At 46.0% G+C, this 18500-nt stretch carries 15 protein-coding genes; 5 read left to right on the plus strand and 10 right to left on the minus strand.

What is annotated here, in order from left to right:
* Positions 1–59: 59 nt before the first annotated feature.
* The 5 genes from NYE45_RS20000 to NYE45_RS20020 all read right to left on the minus strand — a co-directional run bounded on the left by NYE45_RS20000 (position 60) and on the right by NYE45_RS20020 (position 5138).
* On the minus strand, positions 60–353 hold the full coding sequence (locus NYE45_RS20000) for a YlaN family protein (protein ID WP_017687426.1): 294 nt from the start codon (positions 351–353) through the stop codon (positions 60–62).
* A 225-nt stretch (positions 354–578) separates the two neighbouring features.
* Complete coding sequence (locus tag NYE45_RS20005) at positions 579–824, minus strand: HPr family phosphocarrier protein (protein WP_036614658.1); 246 nt, start codon at positions 822–824, stop codon at positions 579–581.
* A gap of 95 nt (positions 825–919) precedes the next feature.
* Entirely contained in the window at positions 920–2035 is a 1116-nt protein-coding gene (locus NYE45_RS20010) for an aminopeptidase (RefSeq protein ID WP_076333328.1), read from the minus strand.
* A 111-nt stretch (positions 2036–2146) separates the two neighbouring features.
* Positions 2147–3010, minus strand: a complete 864-nt coding sequence (locus NYE45_RS20015; RefSeq protein ID WP_340013731.1) for a hypothetical protein — start codon at positions 3008–3010, stop codon at positions 2147–2149.
* Positions 3011–3146: 136 nt separating this feature from the next.
* Entirely contained in the window at positions 3147–5138 is a 1992-nt protein-coding gene (locus NYE45_RS20020; RefSeq protein ID WP_340013732.1) for a GGDEF domain-containing protein, read from the minus strand.
* Positions 5139–5603: 465 nt separating this feature from the next.
* Here NYE45_RS20020 and rpsD point away from each other — a divergent pair, with 465 nt between their 5' ends.
* From rpsD to NYE45_RS20035, 3 genes are all read left to right on the plus strand, one after another.
* Positions 5604–6203, plus strand: a complete 600-nt coding sequence (gene rpsD, locus NYE45_RS20025) for a 30S ribosomal protein S4 (protein ID WP_062835377.1) — start codon at positions 5604–5606, stop codon at positions 6201–6203.
* A 186-nt stretch (positions 6204–6389) separates the two neighbouring features.
* Positions 6390–8495 carry a methyl-accepting chemotaxis protein gene (locus NYE45_RS20030; protein ID WP_340013733.1) on the plus strand — a complete coding sequence of 702 codons (2106 nt, stop codon included), beginning with the start codon at positions 6390–6392 and terminating at the stop codon, positions 8493–8495.
* Between the two features lie 229 nt (positions 8496–8724).
* Positions 8725–11823 carry a transglycosylase domain-containing protein gene (locus NYE45_RS20035; RefSeq protein WP_340013734.1) on the plus strand — a complete coding sequence of 1033 codons (3099 nt, stop codon included), beginning with the start codon at positions 8725–8727 and terminating at the stop codon, positions 11821–11823.
* A 200-nt stretch (positions 11824–12023) separates the two neighbouring features.
* On the opposite strand, the gene acsA is transcribed toward NYE45_RS20035, so the two are convergent.
* Entirely contained in the window at positions 12024–13748 is a 1725-nt protein-coding gene (gene acsA / locus NYE45_RS20040) for an acetate--CoA ligase (RefSeq protein ID WP_340013735.1), read from the minus strand.
* A 269-nt stretch (positions 13749–14017) separates the two neighbouring features.
* Between acsA and NYE45_RS20045 the strand changes: the two genes are divergently transcribed.
* Positions 14018–14650: a GNAT family N-acetyltransferase gene (locus NYE45_RS20045; RefSeq protein ID WP_340013736.1), complete on the plus strand. Its 633-nt coding sequence runs from the start codon at positions 14018–14020 to the stop codon at positions 14648–14650.
* Between the two features lie 131 nt (positions 14651–14781).
* Here NYE45_RS20045 and NYE45_RS20050 read toward each other — a convergent pair whose 3' ends face one another.
* The 4 genes from NYE45_RS20050 to NYE45_RS20065 all read right to left on the minus strand — a co-directional run bounded on the left by NYE45_RS20050 (position 14782) and on the right by NYE45_RS20065 (position 17588).
* Positions 14782–15477: a 5'-methylthioadenosine/adenosylhomocysteine nucleosidase gene (locus NYE45_RS20050; RefSeq protein WP_340013737.1), complete on the minus strand. Its 696-nt coding sequence runs from the start codon at positions 15475–15477 to the stop codon at positions 14782–14784.
* A gap of 121 nt (positions 15478–15598) precedes the next feature.
* Positions 15599–16612, minus strand: coding sequence for a catabolite control protein A (ccpA, locus tag NYE45_RS20055; RefSeq protein WP_062835383.1), 1014 nt, complete (start codon positions 16610–16612; stop codon positions 15599–15601).
* 92 nt (positions 16613–16704) lie between these two features.
* The gene (gene ytxJ / locus NYE45_RS20060; RefSeq protein WP_062835384.1) at positions 16705–17052 is read right to left on the minus strand and encodes a bacillithiol system redox-active protein YtxJ; all 348 of its coding nucleotides are present in this window, start codon (positions 17050–17052) and stop codon (positions 16705–16707) included.
* A 122-nt stretch (positions 17053–17174) separates the two neighbouring features.
* On the minus strand, positions 17175–17588 hold the full coding sequence (locus tag NYE45_RS20065) for a hypothetical protein (protein ID WP_340013738.1): 414 nt from the start codon (positions 17586–17588) through the stop codon (positions 17175–17177).
* Positions 17589–17865: 277 nt separating this feature from the next.
* On the opposite strand from NYE45_RS20065, the gene NYE45_RS20070 reads away from it, so the two are divergent.
* On the plus strand, positions 17866–18390 hold the full coding sequence (locus NYE45_RS20070; protein ID WP_062835386.1) for a type 1 glutamine amidotransferase domain-containing protein: 525 nt from the start codon (positions 17866–17868) through the stop codon (positions 18388–18390).
* Positions 18391–18500: the final 110 nt, after the last annotated feature.

Genomic DNA, 18500 nt, shown 5'->3' on the forward strand with positions numbered 1-18500 from the left:
ACAAAAAAAGCATGCATAAACGCCTGCATGCCTTCTATTCTGACCCGCGCATTTGCAGGCTATTGCTCATTCTTTTTGTTCAAGGCTTCATATAAAATGGCCAAATTCCGCTCAAGCGCGCTAACCAGCTGCTTACCTGCACCTTCTGGAAGGAGCCCTGCACGAACAGCAAAGTCAACTTCCTTGGAGAACCCATACATCTGTGTATCCAATACTTCCTCATAGAGAGGGCAGTAGCGGGTAGCCAGATTCTCCATCTGTACTTCAATAAGCTTCTGTATTTTATCTGCATCTTCTTGAAGAAGACTGATCGCTTTCAAATTCAGCTGGTCCTGCAGATCAGATGAAGTCATGCATTTTTCCCCCCTATGTCCCAAAAATCGCGTAAAGACGTTCTACCTCTAATATTAGACGAAATGGAGAGCTAATACAAGAACCTGACCAAAATAAGCCCACAAAGTGAAGCCTTCTCTTGCAGCTTATTCCCCCTGTTCCAGAGATGTCCAGATGAGGATTCAGGTCATGCAATGCCAAAAAGCACCCCTGCCAAAAAAGGCAGAGGCGCTTCTTGAGAGCTATTACTCAGATGCGATGCTTACATTCAGTCCATGTTTGGCAAATACTTCTGACATGGCTGCTTTCGCTTCAACTGCATCTGGTCCATGAACATGCAGTTCATAGCTGTGCGTGCTGATCAGCGTTGTAAACAACCCGAGAATGCTTTTCACATCGATATACTTGTTCTCCGAATGAAGCACGATTGAAGAAGTAAACTTGCCTGCTGTTTGAGCAATTTCCACTACAGCCGCGTTATTACTCGACATAGGAATCCCTCCGTCTTTTTACTTTGGTATCATCTATTAATTACCACTACATGATACCGTGAATCCGCTTTCCTAGCAACAGCAAAATCCTGTTCCTATTTCAAACGGTCCGGATTGAGGCATTCCAGCTCAGGAATAACAAAGATACCGTCTTTACGAATCAGTACATCGTCAAAATAAATCTCCCCGCCGCCGTAATCCGGACGCTGGATCAACACCAGATCCCAGTGAATGGATGAGCGGTTGCCATTGTCCGTTTCTTCATACGCCTGACCTGGCGTAAAGTGCAAGCTACCTGCGATTTTTTCATCGAACAGGATATCTTTCATCGGATGCAGAATATGCGGGTTAAATCCAATCGCGAATTCACCGATATGACGAGCACCCTCATCCGAATTCAAAATTTCATTCAAACGCTCTGTGTCGTTGCTTGTCGCTTCAACAATTTTGCCATCCTTGAACGTGAATTTGATATTTTCAAAAGTCACTCCATTGTACAGGGTTGGCGAGTTATAACTAATCGTTCCGTTCACGGAATCACGTACAGGGGCACTGTACACTTCGCCATCCGGAATATTTTTTTGGCCAGAACATTTCTCTGCACCGATATCTTTAATGGAGAAGCTCAGCTCTGTTCCTGGTCCCGTGATGCGAACTTTGTCCGTACGTTTCATCAGGTTAGCCAGTGAATCCTGTGCTTTGTCCATTTTGGCATAATCCAGGTTACATACGTCGAAGTAGAAATCTTCAAACGCTTCTGTGCTCGTATTCGCGAGTTGCGCCATACTTGCGTTAGGGTAACGAAGTACAACCCATTTCGTATGTTTGACACGTTGTTCACTATGTACCGGGTGGGAGTACAACGAATTGTACATTTTCATTTTTTCTTCCGGCACATCGGACAGATCATTCACATTTTCTCCCGCGCGAATACCGATATAACAATCCATCTGCTTCATACGGTTCAGATCAATCTCTGCCCACGTTTTCATCATTTCTTCTGTCGCATTTTTCAACATCGCACGCTGTACGGTCTTATCGGTCAACTGTACAAAGACGTTACCACCTTTTTTGCCTACCTCTTCAATAATGGCGTTAATCAGATCACGTTCCGATCCAATCATCTCAACCAATACATTTTCACCAGGTTGTACATCTACAGAATAGCCCACCAGGCTTGCTGCAAGCTTTTGAATTCTTGGGTCCTTCATCTTGGTAAAATCCTCCTGTCATCTGCCTTGCTTGAATTGAACAACGGTAAATTACGATACTATTGTAGCACGCGAACAGTCATCCCGTCAGCAGGCAGTCCCATACTTCATTTATTGATATGACTTGAAGTTTACATCGGTGACAAGAGCTTCTTTGTTGCTCTTACGGTTGTTGTCCGTGTAACTCACCTGACTTTCAGAGGATAAGCGAAGCGGCAAACTGCTCTTCCGATCTACGGTGAGATGATATACCGTCTGCACGTTGGCTTTTTCCATCATCTGCTGCATCGTTGTTTCACCCTGTGCCCATACTTTTTCCAGGTCCTTCTGAAGCTTCTCCTTACGCGCTCCTTTCACCGTAGCTGCCTTGTGCATATATTCTGCTCGAATAGCGTTCATCTCGTCGTTTAGCTGGGTTACAGCCCATGTTTTGGCGTCTTGTGGTGCAAGTTCAATCCGTAACGTTCTGGTTCGACGCCCGGACCCATACTCCGATTGAATGGTTTTGTGCATCCCGTCGATCTTCTCCAATTGGGCAATTGGATTAAACCGGGAAAGAGAGCCACGCAGCGGCTCATGCTGCGCCGACAAAGCCATCCATTGCCCTTGTTTTCGCTCGAAAGAAGCGCTAAACCCACTGGGCTGTCCGTTATTGTTTACGGCGGTCGTATGAATACCTGTACCCACAGCAGTTACCTCTCCAGGTAATCGGGTCTGAAGGGTCAGACGATCATGATTCTCCAGCTTGCCTTCAAATTTGAACTGATTCTCGAACAGCCCGCTGTTCTCCCGTCGCAGTCCTGCTTCTCCTTCAAAACTTAACGTTTCTTTTCCCGCTATCCCGGATAAGGCCAGGGAAAAAACTTCTTCAGGTGTTCGATCTCGCTGAATCAATCCACAACCCGGAACACCAATAATCACGATGCTCACGAGTAACCATAATGTACATACCGACCGGCGGTTAAGCATGTCCATGTCCATCTTCACCCTTCCGTCAACTTTCTCCATAGATTGCCCTGCCCGTATTTGCTTATACTTCCTTCTATAAAACAACTTGATCTCCAATACATAAAAAAAGAGAGAACGACTCCGCAATTGGAATGGTTCTCTCTTAACGTGATACTTCCTGTTCTTCTACAACGATTCTGTTCCGACCGCCATTCTTGGCGCTGTACAATGCCATGTCAGCCCGATAAAACAAGGACTCCACACTAACCTTCTCATCCATCCAATTCCACTCGGCGATGCCGCTGGATACCGTAACAAGAGGTCTGGTCTCTTCCGCGACTCTCCTTCGGATCACTTCGGCGTATTCTAACGCCTGATGCACACTTACCTGCGGCATATAGATGGCCAGTTCTTCTCCACCCCATCTGGCGCAAATGTCTACCGGACGAACAGAGCTGGTGACTATTTCACTCACTTGTTTCAGTACTTGATCCCCCGTCTGGTGTCCAAAGGTATCATTCACCTGTTTGAACTGATCGATATCCACCACAATGAGAGAGCCACAGAACTCATGAGCCTGACGCTCGTGAATGACGCTATCCAGGTAATGCCTTACGTACAATCCCGTCAACATATCCAGATTAGCCAAACGCCTAACCTCGGCATGTAGCGTGGCATTCGACAGGGCAAGCCCAATATGAATAGATAACATCTGCAAGAGCCGATAATTATCGTATGAAAAATATTGCTCTCTGCTGTGTCCAAGCAAAATGGCACCCTTCACTTCACCATTGACTCTGATCGGTGATGCAATCAGTGACATGGATCCGGTATCTTCCATGAAAAAGGAGGACACTTTATCATATTGCGCATAATTGGATATAATAAGCGGTTCCTCTGTTCGATACAGCAAGCCTGCGATACCGTAGTCTACAGAAAATGATTGGTGAAAAACATCTTTCACGTTAGATGACATGACTTCGAAGTCATTCGTATTATCATTGAGTTGTAAAATGCAGCACGTTTCAGCCTGAAATATTTCCTTTAGCTCTTGCTCGGATAGTTGATAAATCTCCGAAAGATGCAGACTCTTGTTCAAACGCTGTGTAAGATCATTGATTAGACGAAGTTCCTGTATCAACATATTGGATTGTTCGTGCAACTTGGCGTTCTCAAAGGCCGTGCCTGCGGTATCTACCATCATCGTAATCAATTGCAGATCCGATTCTTCCATGATCTCTTCGTTCATTTCGATATGGAACACACCGTATATGCCTTGTTTTCCTTTCAAAGGAAGACCTACCTCTACGATGCGATTCTCTCCATCATCTGAACGAGCAATGATCAGCTTGCCTTCCATAAACGAACGCACACATATATCTTCTCCTCGTTCCTGAACAAGCAATGGTTTAATCCGTGGATTAAAGTTGCTCTGATCCTGAGACATATACAGTTTGATATACGTGGCTGGGTACAGATAGTCCATACTGTCAAATACCTCATCCAATATGGCGTCGACATCCATTTTGTCATGCATTCGCTGAACAATCTGAAAGAGGATGGACCTCCGGTGTTCTTCACGCGCTGTTTGTTCATGAGCATGTAACAGGTCCGTCATAAATATGTATTCAAATCTTCGGTAAAAGCAGGTGCGGTAATGCAATGCCTCAGATCGAACCACAGCTTCAGACGTTTCATATCGATTGGATTCATAGATCACAGCAGTGAATACGGCAAACATATCCTTGTTCGTTCTGGAGAATAAGGGATGTGTTATCAGGAGATATTCTCCACGTTCGCTAGTCCCTCTATGGGACAGGGCTTGTCTTTTATCCAAACATTCCAATACAAGCCCGCGTGCATCCACGCCCGAATCAGCATCTCGATCACGATCGTACCCTATACAATCGCCTTCCGTGTTCCATACGCTGTAAAAGGTTGATTCCCTGTCCAGGCCCGGATCTAATTTGGAGTTCCAGTCACTGTAAGCCTGCTCTAGCAAGCTGCCCAAATATGAAAAATCAAAAGGTGTGATATCCATTTTTTGCATCCACAACACATGCTCTTCATGAGGATGAGGAGCGGCAAAAGATGCGGAATCGCCCGAACTTCGTGAATTCAAGCTGGCAGGTAAACTTCTTAGATGTTCTAACATGTCAGGCGCTCCTTTGCACCGTTTTTGCATCCACCAGGATGCATTAATCTGCAGACGTTATCGCAAACCTGCAAATTCGTTGCGATAACCTTGTTACATAAAGATGATTTAAAGTTAAGATACAATCTATTTTACTCTGTTTAAAGCTTTTTTGCATCCATATTTCAGAAAATTGTCCCATTATTTTAGGCCCAATGACCTATCGACAAATTTAGACGTTTTTTTGCTTTTATTCTACGCTTGACTTTGGTTCTCTTAAACTGTAATATAAATTGTTGATGAAGACTACTAATGGGTCTTTAAATTTGGGCATTACCGGTTGTGTCACCCTCATTCTTTTTGTTGCTTTCAGGACAGCGGCTGAACTTTCCTGATCGTTCTATGCGAGGCCAAGCCCGCATCAACAAATTGGAGCGCAAACAGAGCCCTAATATGAACTTTAACTAAAAAGGAGCTACTTTAAACATGGCACGTTACACTGGTCCTAAATTTAAATTGAGCCGTCGCCTCGGCATTTCCCTTAGCGGAACAGGCAAAGAATTGAAACGCCCTTTCCCTCCAGGTCAGCACGGAGCTAACCAACGCAGAAAAATGAGCAACTACGGTATGCAATTGCAAGAAAAACAAAAATTGCGCCACATGTACGGTTTGGGCGAGAAGCAATTCCGCACACTGTTCTCTAAAGCTCAAAAAATGCAAGGTATTGCCGGCGAAAACTTCATGTTCTTGCTTGAGTGCCGCCTTGACAACCTCGTTTACCGCCTTGGGTTTGCTAACTCCCGCGCTGGAGCGCGTCAGTTGGTAGCACACGGTCACGTAACTGTAAACGGCAAAAAAGTCGATATCGCTTCTTACCAAGTAAGCACTGGCGATGTAATCGGCTTGCGTGAGAAGAGCCGCGCTCTTTCTTCCGTTAAAGAAGCTTTGGAAGGCCGTTCGCATCTTCCAGCATACGTTGAATACAACGAAGCAGCTGTAGAAGGTAAATTCATCCGCTTGCCTGAGCGTGCTGAATTGTCCCAAGACATCGATGAAAAACAAATCGTCGAGTTCTACAACCGTTAATCGTTGCAATCACATTAAAGTTTCAATCCAAACAGCTGTCGAGATTTTCTCGGCAGCTGTTTTTCTATGCTTTTTCTATTTATCTTCATTATAGAAGCTTAAATATCGATATAAAATATAGACTCCCTATAGGAGAAGCACACATCCATACTAACATCACAAGAGTAACATCGAGGGGGATTAAACATGCATTTTTTTCGCAATCGCAAGCTGGCTGTTAAGCTTGGACTTCTGCTAGGGATCGTATTACTCTGCTGTATCGGAGCCCTGATTGCATTTAACACCAAATCCATTTACGACAAAAGCCTGCAGTACGGTGAATCCGTTGCTGGACAGGCAGCAAACCGGGCTACAAACGAGTTCATGACTGACATTAATCAGGTCAAAAACACATTAAACACCATGAGTACCACGTTATTGGATGCCGCTCAGAACGGGTCTCTCAACCGTGAGGAAGTCGTTAGACTTCTTGAACAATATCTGAAAAAGGACGAGAAAGTTTTCGGTTTTTATACAGGCTGGGAACCTAATGCCTTTGATGGAAACGATGCGGATCACGTGAATAAAAATGTATATGATGATGCTACGGGTCGATTCGTTCCATACGTTATACGCGATGGCACCTCCCTGCAATTCGAGCCTATGCCCACTTACGAGGGAAGTGGTGAAACCAGTACGTACTATCAGCAACCCAAGAAAACCAAATCCATCTATTGGTCTGAACCTGTTACCTATACGGTTGGCGGAAAAGAAACACTACTGGTTTCGATTGTGCTCCCTCTATTAGATGAAAACAAAACGTTTCTGGGCATTGTTGGGGCCGACTTTACTATTGATCGTTTTCAGCAAAATATAGCATCGCTCAATCCGGATCAGGGTTATGCGATGTTGATTACTGGTGAAGGACAGATTGCTGCTCACGGCTCCAAACCGGAACTGGCCAATGAAGGAGCCATAATTCCAGCTGAAATGAAGACAGTCATTCAGCGTATACAGTCTGGCGAGTCCCAGTTTTACGCTACTGACCCAGAAGTAGGTGAAGAATTATTTATTGCCGAGCCCGCCAGGTTGCAAGGAACCGATTCAAACTGGTACCTTGTCTCGGCGCTGCCAAAGAGCCATATCCTTCAACCTTTCTATGACAGCTTGAACTGGTCCATACTGATTGCCGCACTGGCTGTACTTCTGCTTGCAGGTGTAGTCACCTACACCATCATCTCCATTGTAAGACAGTTGAATCAGGTCAATATTGTGGCTGGACAGCTGGCTGGCGGAGATCTGACACAAAAGTTACCTGTACGATCCAAAGATGAATTCGGTATCATGGCAGGTCATATGAATCAGATGATGGATACACTGCGTCATACGATATCGGTTATTTCGGAACATGCTTTATCCGTGGGCTCCACCTCTCAACAGTTGACCGCCGGAGCCGAAGAAACAGGTAAAGCCGCCGAGTTGATTGCATTAACAGGACTGGAAGTGGCAGATAAAGCAGGTAAACAGGTGCAGGAGCTGCAAGAGTCCTCCCGTTCCATGAATGAAATATCTGCAGGGATCGGAAGAATCGCAAAAGCCGCCTCCGATGTATCCGATTCATCACGAGCTGTGGCTGAGCGAACAACCGTTGGAACCGATAAAATTCAGTCTGCCATGCGTCTGGTGGATAGTGCCAACTCTTCTGTGCAAACGTCCATGACCGCACTGGAGAATTTCCGTCAACGCTCTGAAGAGATTGGACATATTACGGGTATGATCACGGAAGTTAGTCGGCAAACCAACCTTCTCGCACTTAATGCTTCCATTGAAGCATCACGAGCGGGTGAGCACGGTCGCGGGTTTGGTGTTGTTGCCTCGGAAATTCGTAATCTGGCTGAACAATCCAGAATATCAGCAGCGCAGATTGCAGCGTTGATTCATAGCGTTCAGCAAGAGGTCCTTTCTCTCGTTGAAAATATGGAACACGGGAACTCCGAAGTTAGCCATATTGCGGAAGTGATTAATGAGAGTGGGGAACTATTCCTCTCCATCTCATCACAGATTTCAGATGTAAATGAGCAGATTGAGCATGTCTCAGCCATTGCGCAGCAGATGTCAGCTGGATCACAGCAAGTGGATGCCACGTTGGTGCAACTCAAAACCATTGGACATGAGACAGCTGATCACGCAACTCGTGTTGCCTCTGCTTCTGAAGAACAACTTGCATCCATGGAAGAGATCACAGCGGCATCTGCCTCGCTGGCTAATCTTACCCAGGAACTATTGGAACTGATTCAACGCTTCAAAACCTGATGTAGAAGACCTCATATACGACACATCTTTCAGGCCACCCTATGCACCACAGCATGGAGGTGGCCTGCTTATTTTGCCTTACAACTCATGAAATGTGCTTCAATATCGCATGATATATAGCATAATCCATGGCAGAATGGCAAATTTCGACCATTACTTGTATTTCTCAGGCATGCAAACCCGCCTTTTTATGCTATAATAAGTGCTGTTAAAAGGAGGAAGACACTGAATGGTTGATGTTAATAAGAAAAAGCCCGATGAACAGCCTGTACGCAAGCGCAGCTTTGCCCGCAGACTGGGAAGTTTCGTCAAATGGATGGTTGTCCTTGGCTTTATGGGGGCACTATTTGTAGGCGGTGCTTTGATGGGATACGTCAGTTCCATTGTGAAAGACGAGCCTGTCCGTTCAAGGGCCCTGATTGAACAAAAAGTCAGCGAAAACTCCATCACAGGCTTTGCTTACTTTGCCGACGGCAGTCCGATCGGTCAATTACGTACAGAAGAAGACAGGCGTCCGGTCACTACGGACCAGATCCCACAAAAGGTTATTGATGCTGTCGTTTCAATTGAAGACAATCATTTTTACGAACATAAAGGTGTAGACATGAGCGGAACACTCCGTGCCGTGAAACAGAAAGTGCTGAAAGAATCAGTACAAACCGGCGGTAGTACACTGACTCAGCAATTGGCGCGTCGTGTGTTCCTGAATCTGGATCGTACGGAAGATCGGAAAGTAAAAGAAATCTTGCTCTCACTCCGACTCGAACGTTTCTTGACCAAAGACGAGATTATGACAGCGTATCTGAACAAGGTTCCTTTCGGTAACGGTTCCAGCGGTTACAACGTTTACGGAATCAAGGCCGCTGCTAAAGGTCTGTTCAATATTAATGATCTTGAAAAAATCAACATCGCTCAGGCTGCTTATCTTGCTGGATTGCCGCAGCTGCCCTCCTCTTACTCTGCCTTTAACGGTAAAGGCGATTTTGTAGAGGAAAATTTTGACCGTGCAATCAACCGTCAGCATCTGGTATTACGCCGTATGCTTGAACTGGGCAAAATCAATCAGTCCGAGCATGACGAAGCTCTTGCTTTTGATATTAAAAGTTCACTCGCTCCGAAGACCATCAAGGCTTACAATACTTATCCATATCTTATGATGGAAACGGAACGACAAGCTGCACAGATTTTGATGAAACAATTGAATTCCGATACAGCTGAATCCACAGACAATGGTACGGATGCAGACACACCTCAGAAGGAAAGTAGTGCGTTATTAGAGGAAGCTCAGACGCAACTGCGTACAGGTGGATATCGAATTTATACGACCATCAACAAAAGTATCTACAAAACGATGCGTACCATTGCGGAAGATGACAGCAATTTCTCAGCAGATGATCCTGTCAAAGGGAAAGAACAAACTGCTGCCATGCTGATTAATCACAAAACAGGTGCTATTCTAGGCATGATTGAGGGACGGGATTTCCAGGATGAACAGATGAACTACGCAACGCAGATGGTGCGTCAGCCAGGTTCAACGATGAAACCTATTGCCGCTTATCTGCCAGCTCTAGATGAAGGTCTTGTTCAGCCTGCTTCAATTATTGATGACTCACCGATCATCTTGAAAAACGGTCCGAGCGGGTACCACATTGCAAAGAATGCCAATAACCGTTATCAGGGATTGGTCACTGCCCGCAGAGCACTGAATTATTCTCTTAATATACCGGCTCTGAAGTTGTTTAATGAAGAAGTAGGAATCGAGAAGGCTTGGACCTTCGCCAAAAAACTGGGAATTACCACCATTCAGAAGGAAGACTATCAGGCTCAGACAGGTGTTCTCGGAGGTCTACAGTACGGTGTAACCGTTGAAGAACTGACCAGTGCCTATGGTGCCATCGCCAATAATGGTGTCTATAACGACTCCTACATGATTAGTAAAATTGTAGATTCCAAAGGCAACATCGTGTATAAACATGATACTGAACCTGTCCAAGCTTTCTCGGAGCAGACAGCATACCTGATGACCGATATGCTACGAACCGTTATTACGGAAGGTACAGCAGATAAAGTACGGGAAAATTACAAATATTCCAAGAGTGTGCCGATCGTAGGTAAAACGGGCTCCACCCAAAACTATGCAGATGTCTGGTTCGAAGGCTATACGCCAGATGTCACACTTGGTGTGTGGGTTGGATACAAACAACCAGTGAATACGTTGGAAAGCAAATCACAGAGAAAACGTGCGCAGCAACTGTGGTCGAAAATCTTGAATGAAGTGATCGATACGCAAAAAGATCTGTTCGTCACGGATTCGTTCAAAAAACCATCTGGCATTGAAACGCGGACGGTATCGGCTTACAGCGGCAAACTGCCAACATCCATGACTGACAAATTTGTTACGGATATTTTCAACAGCAAATTTGTTCCGAAGGATAGCGATGACGGCGTCGCCAAAGCCAAGTACATTACTTACAATGGTGTAAATTACATTCCGCGTGATGGAACGCCTGCGGACATGTTGAAGGAAAAAACGGTAATTAAGCGTAAAAAGCCGATCTCTGATCTCATCAAGGAATTGCAAAATGCATTCTCACGCATGAGCAGACATGAGTCACTTGCTTATTACTTACCGGAAGATGCTGATGCAGACATGCCGACACAGATCGATCCAAGAACGGATAACGGCAAAGCTCCTGATGCTCCAGGTAACGTACGAATCTCGACCTCAGGTGACAGAGCAGTCATTACATTTAATGCCACACCTGAAAATGATGTCGTTGGTTATCGTCTGTATCGTTCTGTAAACGGTGGAGGATTCCAGAATCAGGGTCAAGTTGTCCTGACCGGTGAATCCAGATCATTCTCTGCATATGCAGCGCCAGGCGGCAACTTCGCCTTCTATGTAACCGCAGTGGATGTTGCTGGCAGAGAGTCTGCTCCTAGCGCTACCGTAAATAGTGCTGGAAGTGTAGCCCCTCCTGTGGAAGAAGAGATTAATGAGCCAATTGAAGTTCCAGGTACAGTCATTACTCCGGGAGAAACGCAGAACGATAATACGACAACGACAGCCCCAGGTACACCTGGTCAAGTCAGCGTATCTGCGCTCTCTCAAGGACTGCGTATTCAATGGGCGTCCACTCCGAACGCAGATAGTTACGCTGTATATTACAGTGAAACAGGTTCGGCTCCTTACACCAAAATTGGAACAACGTCGGGAACGACCATGGATTATGGCGTACCTGCGACTACCGCTGGATGGTTCAAGGTATCTGCCAGCAACAGTGCGGGTGAATCCGAACCTTCTGCAGCCGTACATTTTCAACCCTGATTCAACAGAGTGATCCACAAAAAGCCGCACGCTCAGACTGTATCTGAGGGTGCGGCTTTTTATTTGGTTGTGCAGCAGGCTTTTACAACCGATTTAATGCGTAGAGTCACCGTATTTGGATTCGTAGAGTATTAACTTCTTCCCCACACTCATTGGTATCGACACGATACCGACACATTCATGATCCTAGCACTGTCACGTTAGTCTTCAATGGTGGATAGATCCCCTGCTGGCAGATCAAGCTCCCAGGCTTTCAGTACCCGGCGCATGATCTTGCCGGAACGTGTCTTGGGCAGTTTATCCTTAAACTCAATCTCACGCGGAGCAGCATGAGCAGACAGGCCTTCTTTTACAAAACGATAAATCTCTTCTTTTAGCTCCGGGGTCGGCTCATATCCTTCACGAAGCGCTACAAAGGCCTTGATAATCTCCCCACGTGTCACATCCGGCTTACCGATTACACCCGCCTCTGCTACCGCAGGATGCTCCACAAGCTTGCTCTCTACCTCGAAAGGTCCAATACGCTCGCCTGACGAATTAATTACATCATCAATCCGTCCCTGGAACCAGAAATATCCTTCTTCATCCATATAAGCAGAGTCGCCAGACACATACCAGCCCGTAAGCCTGAAATACTCCTCGTATTTCGCAGGATTATTCCAGATCTTCGCCATCATGGATGGCCAAGGTGTTCGTATCGCCAGATTGCCCATACTGTACGGCGGCAATTCCTGCCCGCGATCATCAATAATAGCTGCCTCAATTCCAGGCAATGGACGTCCCATGGAGCCAGGCTTAATCGGCATTCCAGGATAGTTACAGATCAGCTGCGCACCTGTTTCGGTCATCCACCATGTATCATGAATTCGCTGACCATAGGCTTTCCATCCCCAACGAACAACCTCCGGATTGAGCGGTTCACCGACAGACATCACGTGACGCAGGCTGCTCAGATCATGCTGGGCAATCGTCTCTTCCCCTGCTCCCATCAGCATACGGAAGGCCGTTGGTGCACTGTACCAGATGGTGACTTTGTTCTTCTGGATGGTATTGTACCAATCTTGAGGACTGAAACGACCGCCACGTATCACATTAGTCACTCCGTTGAGCCACGGGGCAAAGATCCCATAAGAGGTACCTGTCACCCAACCAGGGTCAGCTGTACACCAATACACGTCATCCTCACGCAAATCCAGAACAACCTTACCTGTATAATAGTGCTGAATCATGGCATTCTGAACATGGTAGACCCCTTTGGGTTTACCCGTAGAGCCTGAGGTATAGTGAATTAACAAACCATCCTCACGATTCAACCACTCCACTTCCATTTCATCCGAAGCTGCAGACATCTCTGCATCAAAATCAATGAGTCCTTCTTCAGTCTGTGCGCCGCCACCCACAATAAAGATATGTTTGAGTTCAGGCAGTTCGGAGCGTTTGATCCGCCCCAGCAATTCCGGAGTCGTAACGAGCGCTACAGCCCCGCTATCCTCCAGCCGATCCTTCACAGCCGTTTCCATAAACGCTTCGAACAAAGGGCCCGCGATGGCTCCAGCCTTCAATATACCCAGAAGACTAAAATACAGCTCCGGGCTTCGCGGCATAAAAATAAACACACGCTCCCCTTTGGCTATGCCATATTTGCGGAGAACATTCCCGAACCGACTCGACTGTTCACTCAGATCAGCGAAGGTATACGCCTCTTCACGCGAAGCATCACTATACAATAAAGCGGTTCTTCCGCCCCTTCCTTCCAGTACATGACGGTCAATCGCTTCATGCGCCATGTTTACTTTTCCGCTGGCGTACCACGTAAAGTGCCTTTCCACCGATTCCCAATCGAACCGGCTTCTCGCCTCCGTGTAATCGCCCAGGTTAGATTCGGACACAACCGTTTGCAGCATCTCACCATGTGCTTGACTCATGCTTGCCAGCCTCCTTCAACTCGACATTTCGATTCCCGTTATGGGTTAATTCTCATTGCCTTGGTGTTGACTGAACTTCCAGTTAGCGCTTACATTAGTAGAGAGAACTTCTCATCATGTACTTGCTCTGCCAAACAGATGTTATCCATACTGCGTTGAATTGTGAACATTTTTTGTCTACGCAATTATAGCAAATCTTTTCAATTGTCGTCTATGGCTTTTCAATTTTTTGGATTTTTGCTATAAGTAGGGGGAGAGGAGCATGAACCATGGAACATATCAAGGAATATCATATGCGTTCCATCTTCAAGTCCGGCCACCGAATTACCATTGAAGGCCCCGTGCAGGCCGAGGAAATAACCCGCCTTGCCTTCCATCCGGATCTGGATGCCTTTCGGCGCCCAACCGAGCAACAGGGAGCGTTGGCTGAGATTGCAGCGTTGCCAGAAGGTCGAATTATCCTCGCACATGAAAATGAAACGATCATCGGCTATGTAACCTTTCACTATGCGGATGAGTGTGAACGCTGGTCTGAGGGCAACATGACTGATCTGATTGAGCTTGGGGCAATCGAGGTTGCGGACGAATACCGCTCGCTTGGCATTGGACGTGAAATGCTGCTTACGGCTCTGAAAGATAAACATATGGAGAACTACATTATTTTCACGACAGAATATTATTGGCATTGGGATCTGAAAGGCAGCGGACTAGACGTATGGGATTATCGCAAAATGATGGAGAAGCTGATGCAGACGATCGATATGACCTGGTATGCAACAGACGACCCCGAAATCTGTTCACATCCTGCGAACTGTTTGATGGTGCGAATCGGAAGTCAGGTACCCATAACATCGGAAGAACAGTTTGATCGTGTGCGTTTCCGCCACCGGTTTATGTACTAATGCAATGATCTGTTCCAAACGATATACATAACAAAAACCGCCTCTCGCAGCGTTGTTCCCTAATTCATGGAACAGCTAATCGAAGGGCGGTTTTTATTCCTAACGTATCACATTACTTTCCAAGCTATGCATTACATATTTTCTAACATGTGCTCCACAATGCGATGTGAACGCTGCGAAGATTCCACGGTAAATTCAGCAAAGTTAACATGCGCCGAACCATCCGCTTTATCTGACATCCCACGCAGGACAACAAATGGTACTCGATTCATGTAACAAACCTGAGCGACTGCAGCCCCTTCCATCTCGGCACATGCACCATCCATTTCGGTATATAACATGTTAACTGTATCTTTATTCGCAATAAATTGGTCTCCAGATAACACTTTACCGATCAGGTAATTGGCTTGCTGAGCTTTGCACGCTTCTTCAGCCAGTGCAATAAGTGAAGCCTCGGCGGGGAATGCAGATGTCTCCTGGTAAGGAATAACTCCGCGTTCGAACCCCAGTGGCGTTACATCCATGTCGTGCTGAACACATACAGACGATATAACCATATCTCCAATGTTCAGCTCCGGGTTAACCGCACCCGCAACACCTGTGAAGATAATGCGGTTGACCTGAAAGCGATCGATCAAGATCTGTGTCGTAACCGCTGCGTTTACTTTACCTACACCGGATTTGCACACAACGATTTGCTTGCCAAGCCACTCACCTGCAACGTATGTAATCCCGGTTTGTTTGACCGTCTCAAGCTGCTTCATGCCTGCCAGCAAAAGCTCTACTTCCTCATCCATCGCTCCGATAATACCAATCGTTTCGCGCATCTTCTGATACCCCCTGTTTTTATTTTTAAACTCATTCAGCACAAAAGCTCCGTCTCCGGAGCTTTCGCATATCCACTATGTAGAGAGAATGACTTCTCCCTTTCCTGTATATAGTTCCCGTTTAAACTACATCTGCGTGACTTACAGACAGACGAAGAATCGTTTCATGCGGCAAAATAACACGTGGGTTCTCCACATTTTCCTTCTTCATCAGCTTCGTCAGCAAACGCATCGCTACTGCACCAAGATCGTACATTGGCTGAGCCACTGTCGTCAACTGAGGACGCACCATGGAAGCCATACGGATGTTATCCACACTAATAATGGAGAAATCATCCGGCACTTTCAGACCTTCATCCTGGATGCTATGAATGGCACCAATCGCCATTTCATCTGTTGCCGCAAAGATCGCCGACGGTTTCTTCTTCAGCCCGAGGAAATACTTCATCGCTTCCACACCGGATTCATAACGATAGTTACCGATACGTACCAGATCCTCTTGGTATTCCATGCCTGCTGCTTCCAGTGCTTTCTTGTAACCTTGGAAACGGGCATATCCATTCGCAGGATCTTGCAATGTACCGCTGATCATCGCGATTTCCTTGTGTCCATGACGAATCAGGGTGTTTACGGCGTCAAAAGCAGCCGCCTCATGGTCAATATCCACCGAAGGGAATGTTCCCTTCTCATCACTCGTTGCACAAAGTACGATCGGCACAGCCGCAGACTGGAACGCCTGAATGTGTTCGTCCGTTACTGTTCCGCCCATGAAGAGCAGTCCATCTACTTGTTTTTCGAGCAAAGTGTTAATAACACGAATTTCTTTTTCTTTCTTCTTATCTGCATTACACAAAATAATATTGTAGTGATACATATTCGCAATATCTTCAATTCCGCGGGCAATCTCCGCGAAGGTTGAGTTCGAAATATCCGGAATAACGACCCCGACCGTGGTTGTCTTCTTGCTTGCCAGACCTCTGGCTACCGCATTCGGACGATATCCCAACCGTTCGATGGCTTCATATACTTTTTTCCGCGTTTGCGGTTTGACATTAGGGTTATTATTAACTACCCGTGATACCGTTGCCATAGACACTCCAGCTTCACGTGCCACATCATAAATGGTTACCGTCACAGTACTTCTCTCCATTACCAGTAAATTTTCATACCATTTTCATTAAGATTTATATTACGACAAATTTTTGCATTAATCAATTAAAATAGGCTTTAGGACTCACTCAAAACATTCGTAAGTGTGGCGCTAGTAATATCTGAATGGGAAGTATGCCATACAGGAATTCCCTTTTTGATCAGGATCGCCTGTGGAGATTCGTGCTTAACACCCAGCTTATCTGCTGCTTCATTGGATACCGGGCGATCTTCCACAACATAAATGATGCCATATTTCACTTGTTCATTGGGATTGTTATGCAAATAATCGTTCATCTCCTGATAAGCATTCGAGCTGATCGGGCAGCGTGTGCTGTGCTTAAACAGAAGCAAGGGTTGATCCTCGGTAGCCTCCACTGCGGAGTTTAGCTGTTCAATACTTGTCATTTTAGTCATGTCAGCCATTAGATATACATCCCCCTTTACCAGGAATACCGCTATGTTGAGCGTTTTCACTCTTCGATATCTTAACAAAAAGTGCGCAAAAAAGCCAATTTTCATGAAAACAAGCATTTTACACGTCAAAATTAGACAGCATTCGAGAAGTACTCCTGCCACACAAATCCGGATAATTGACTTAATCTGCGCTCTGTGGTCTCAATCCACGCTGTATCTCCAGACTTCGTTGCGTACCCCATAATGTCCAGTAGCAGATTAATACGCTCCTCCACCGCTTGCTGCATGCGATATTCCATCTCCCGATCCGTGGCATCCGGCCAGGCTAGCAATTGCTCATGAAACAGATCTGCCAGTTCATTCCGTTCACCAAAAGATACGTCCTGCTTCACCGGTTGATCTCCCAGTGTGCTTATGCATTCTGTTAAGTCCGGCTTGACCGGAGGAAGCACTTCGTAGGATACACAGTCTGTACACGCAAATACAGGTACGTTTCGAATCTCCACCTTTTTGGCGTATACTACTGTTCTTAATTCCAACTCCATTACATGTCCACATCTGCACGACTTGCGCACAACCATCACCTCATTCGTTCTATACTCTTATATAAGTACCATTCGACCTATTTCGGCTCAAATCCTGCTGCAAATGAGAGGTTGCACAAATTACCACTCCCACCAGATGAAGGTTGTCGAATGCAGGCAGTCCTTGACTTGTAATCGTTTCCTCAAAAGTGAATATGCACTTCCATGAACTCCCACGGAGAATCTGTTACAATTATAGACGCGACATCCCTAATCACCGCAAAAAGGAGAGATGGATATGAGATTAACCGGTAAAAAAGTCATCGCTCTGGTCGATGAAGAATTCGAAGATCTGGAATTGTGGTACCCTGTGCATCGTGTTCGTGAAGAAGGCGCGGAGGTGCATCTGGCTGGAGAGAAAAAAGGAAAAACCTATATTGGCAAATATGGTGTCCCTGCTGAAGCTGAATACAGTTTCGATGAACTCGACAGTTCACATTATGATGGTATTCTCGTGCCAGGGGGCTGGGCGCCGGACAAGCTGCGTCGTTATCCCAAGGTACTTGAGCTTGTGAAGGAAATGAATGCAGACAAGAAACCGATTGGACAGATCTGTCATGCAGGTTGGGTGCTGATCTCCGCCAAAATTCTGGACGGGGTAACGGTAACCTCTACACCAGGCATTCGAGATGACATGGAAAATGCAGGTGCCATATGGAAAGATGAAGCGGTTGTTGTTGATGGCCATATCATCTCAGCGCGTCGTCCACCCGACCTTCCACCTTACGGTAAGGCATTCTGTGATGCACTCGCTGACAAATAAAAATAACCCCGTTGTGCTTGAGATCAGCACAACGGGGTTATTTTATTATCACAAGTTTCTCAACAACAATTTATCACAAATGTAAATATATTAACTTAAAGGTATTTATA

Origin of the sequence: Paenibacillus sp. FSL K6-1318 (assembly GCF_037976905.1) — a bacterium.
In the GTDB taxonomy this organism is placed as follows: Bacteria; Bacillota; Bacilli; order Paenibacillales; family Paenibacillaceae; genus Paenibacillus; species Paenibacillus amylolyticus_A.

Excerpts from the sequence above, each read along its gene's own strand:
- NYE45_RS20070 (WP_062835386.1), top strand. The coding sequence starts at position 17,866 with ATGAGATTAACCGGTAAAAAAGTCATCGCTCTGGTCGATGAAGAATTC.
- acsA (WP_340013735.1), bottom strand. The coding sequence starts at position 13,748 with ATGAGTCAAGCACATGGTGAGATGCTGCAAACGGTTGTGTCCGAATCT.
- NYE45_RS20010 (WP_076333328.1), bottom strand. The coding sequence starts at position 2,035 with ATGAAGGACCCAAGAATTCAAAAGCTTGCAGCAAGCCTGGTGGGCTAT.
- ytxJ (WP_062835384.1), bottom strand. The coding sequence starts at position 17,052 with ATGGCTGACATGACTAAAATGACAAGTATTGAACAGCTAAACTCCGCA.
- NYE45_RS20000 (WP_017687426.1), bottom strand. The coding sequence starts at position 353 with ATGACTTCATCTGATCTGCAGGACCAGCTGAATTTGAAAGCGATCAGT.
- NYE45_RS20045 (WP_340013736.1), top strand. The coding sequence starts at position 14,018 with ATGGAACATATCAAGGAATATCATATGCGTTCCATCTTCAAGTCCGGC.
- NYE45_RS20015 (WP_340013731.1), bottom strand. The coding sequence starts at position 3,010 with ATGGACATGCTTAACCGCCGGTCGGTATGTACATTATGGTTACTCGTG.
- NYE45_RS20020 (WP_340013732.1), bottom strand. The coding sequence starts at position 5,138 with ATGTTAGAACATCTAAGAAGTTTACCTGCCAGCTTGAATTCACGAAGT.
- NYE45_RS20035 (WP_340013734.1), top strand. The coding sequence starts at position 8,725 with ATGGTTGATGTTAATAAGAAAAAGCCCGATGAACAGCCTGTACGCAAG.
- rpsD (WP_062835377.1), top strand. The coding sequence starts at position 5,604 with ATGGCACGTTACACTGGTCCTAAATTTAAATTGAGCCGTCGCCTCGGC.
- NYE45_RS20065 (WP_340013738.1), bottom strand. The coding sequence starts at position 17,588 with ATGGAGTTGGAATTAAGAACAGTAGTATACGCCAAAAAGGTGGAGATT.
- NYE45_RS20030 (WP_340013733.1), top strand. The coding sequence starts at position 6,390 with ATGCATTTTTTTCGCAATCGCAAGCTGGCTGTTAAGCTTGGACTTCTG.
- NYE45_RS20005 (WP_036614658.1), bottom strand. The coding sequence starts at position 824 with ATGTCGAGTAATAACGCGGCTGTAGTGGAAATTGCTCAAACAGCAGGC.
- NYE45_RS20050 (WP_340013737.1), bottom strand. The coding sequence starts at position 15,477 with ATGCGCGAAACGATTGGTATTATCGGAGCGATGGATGAGGAAGTAGAG.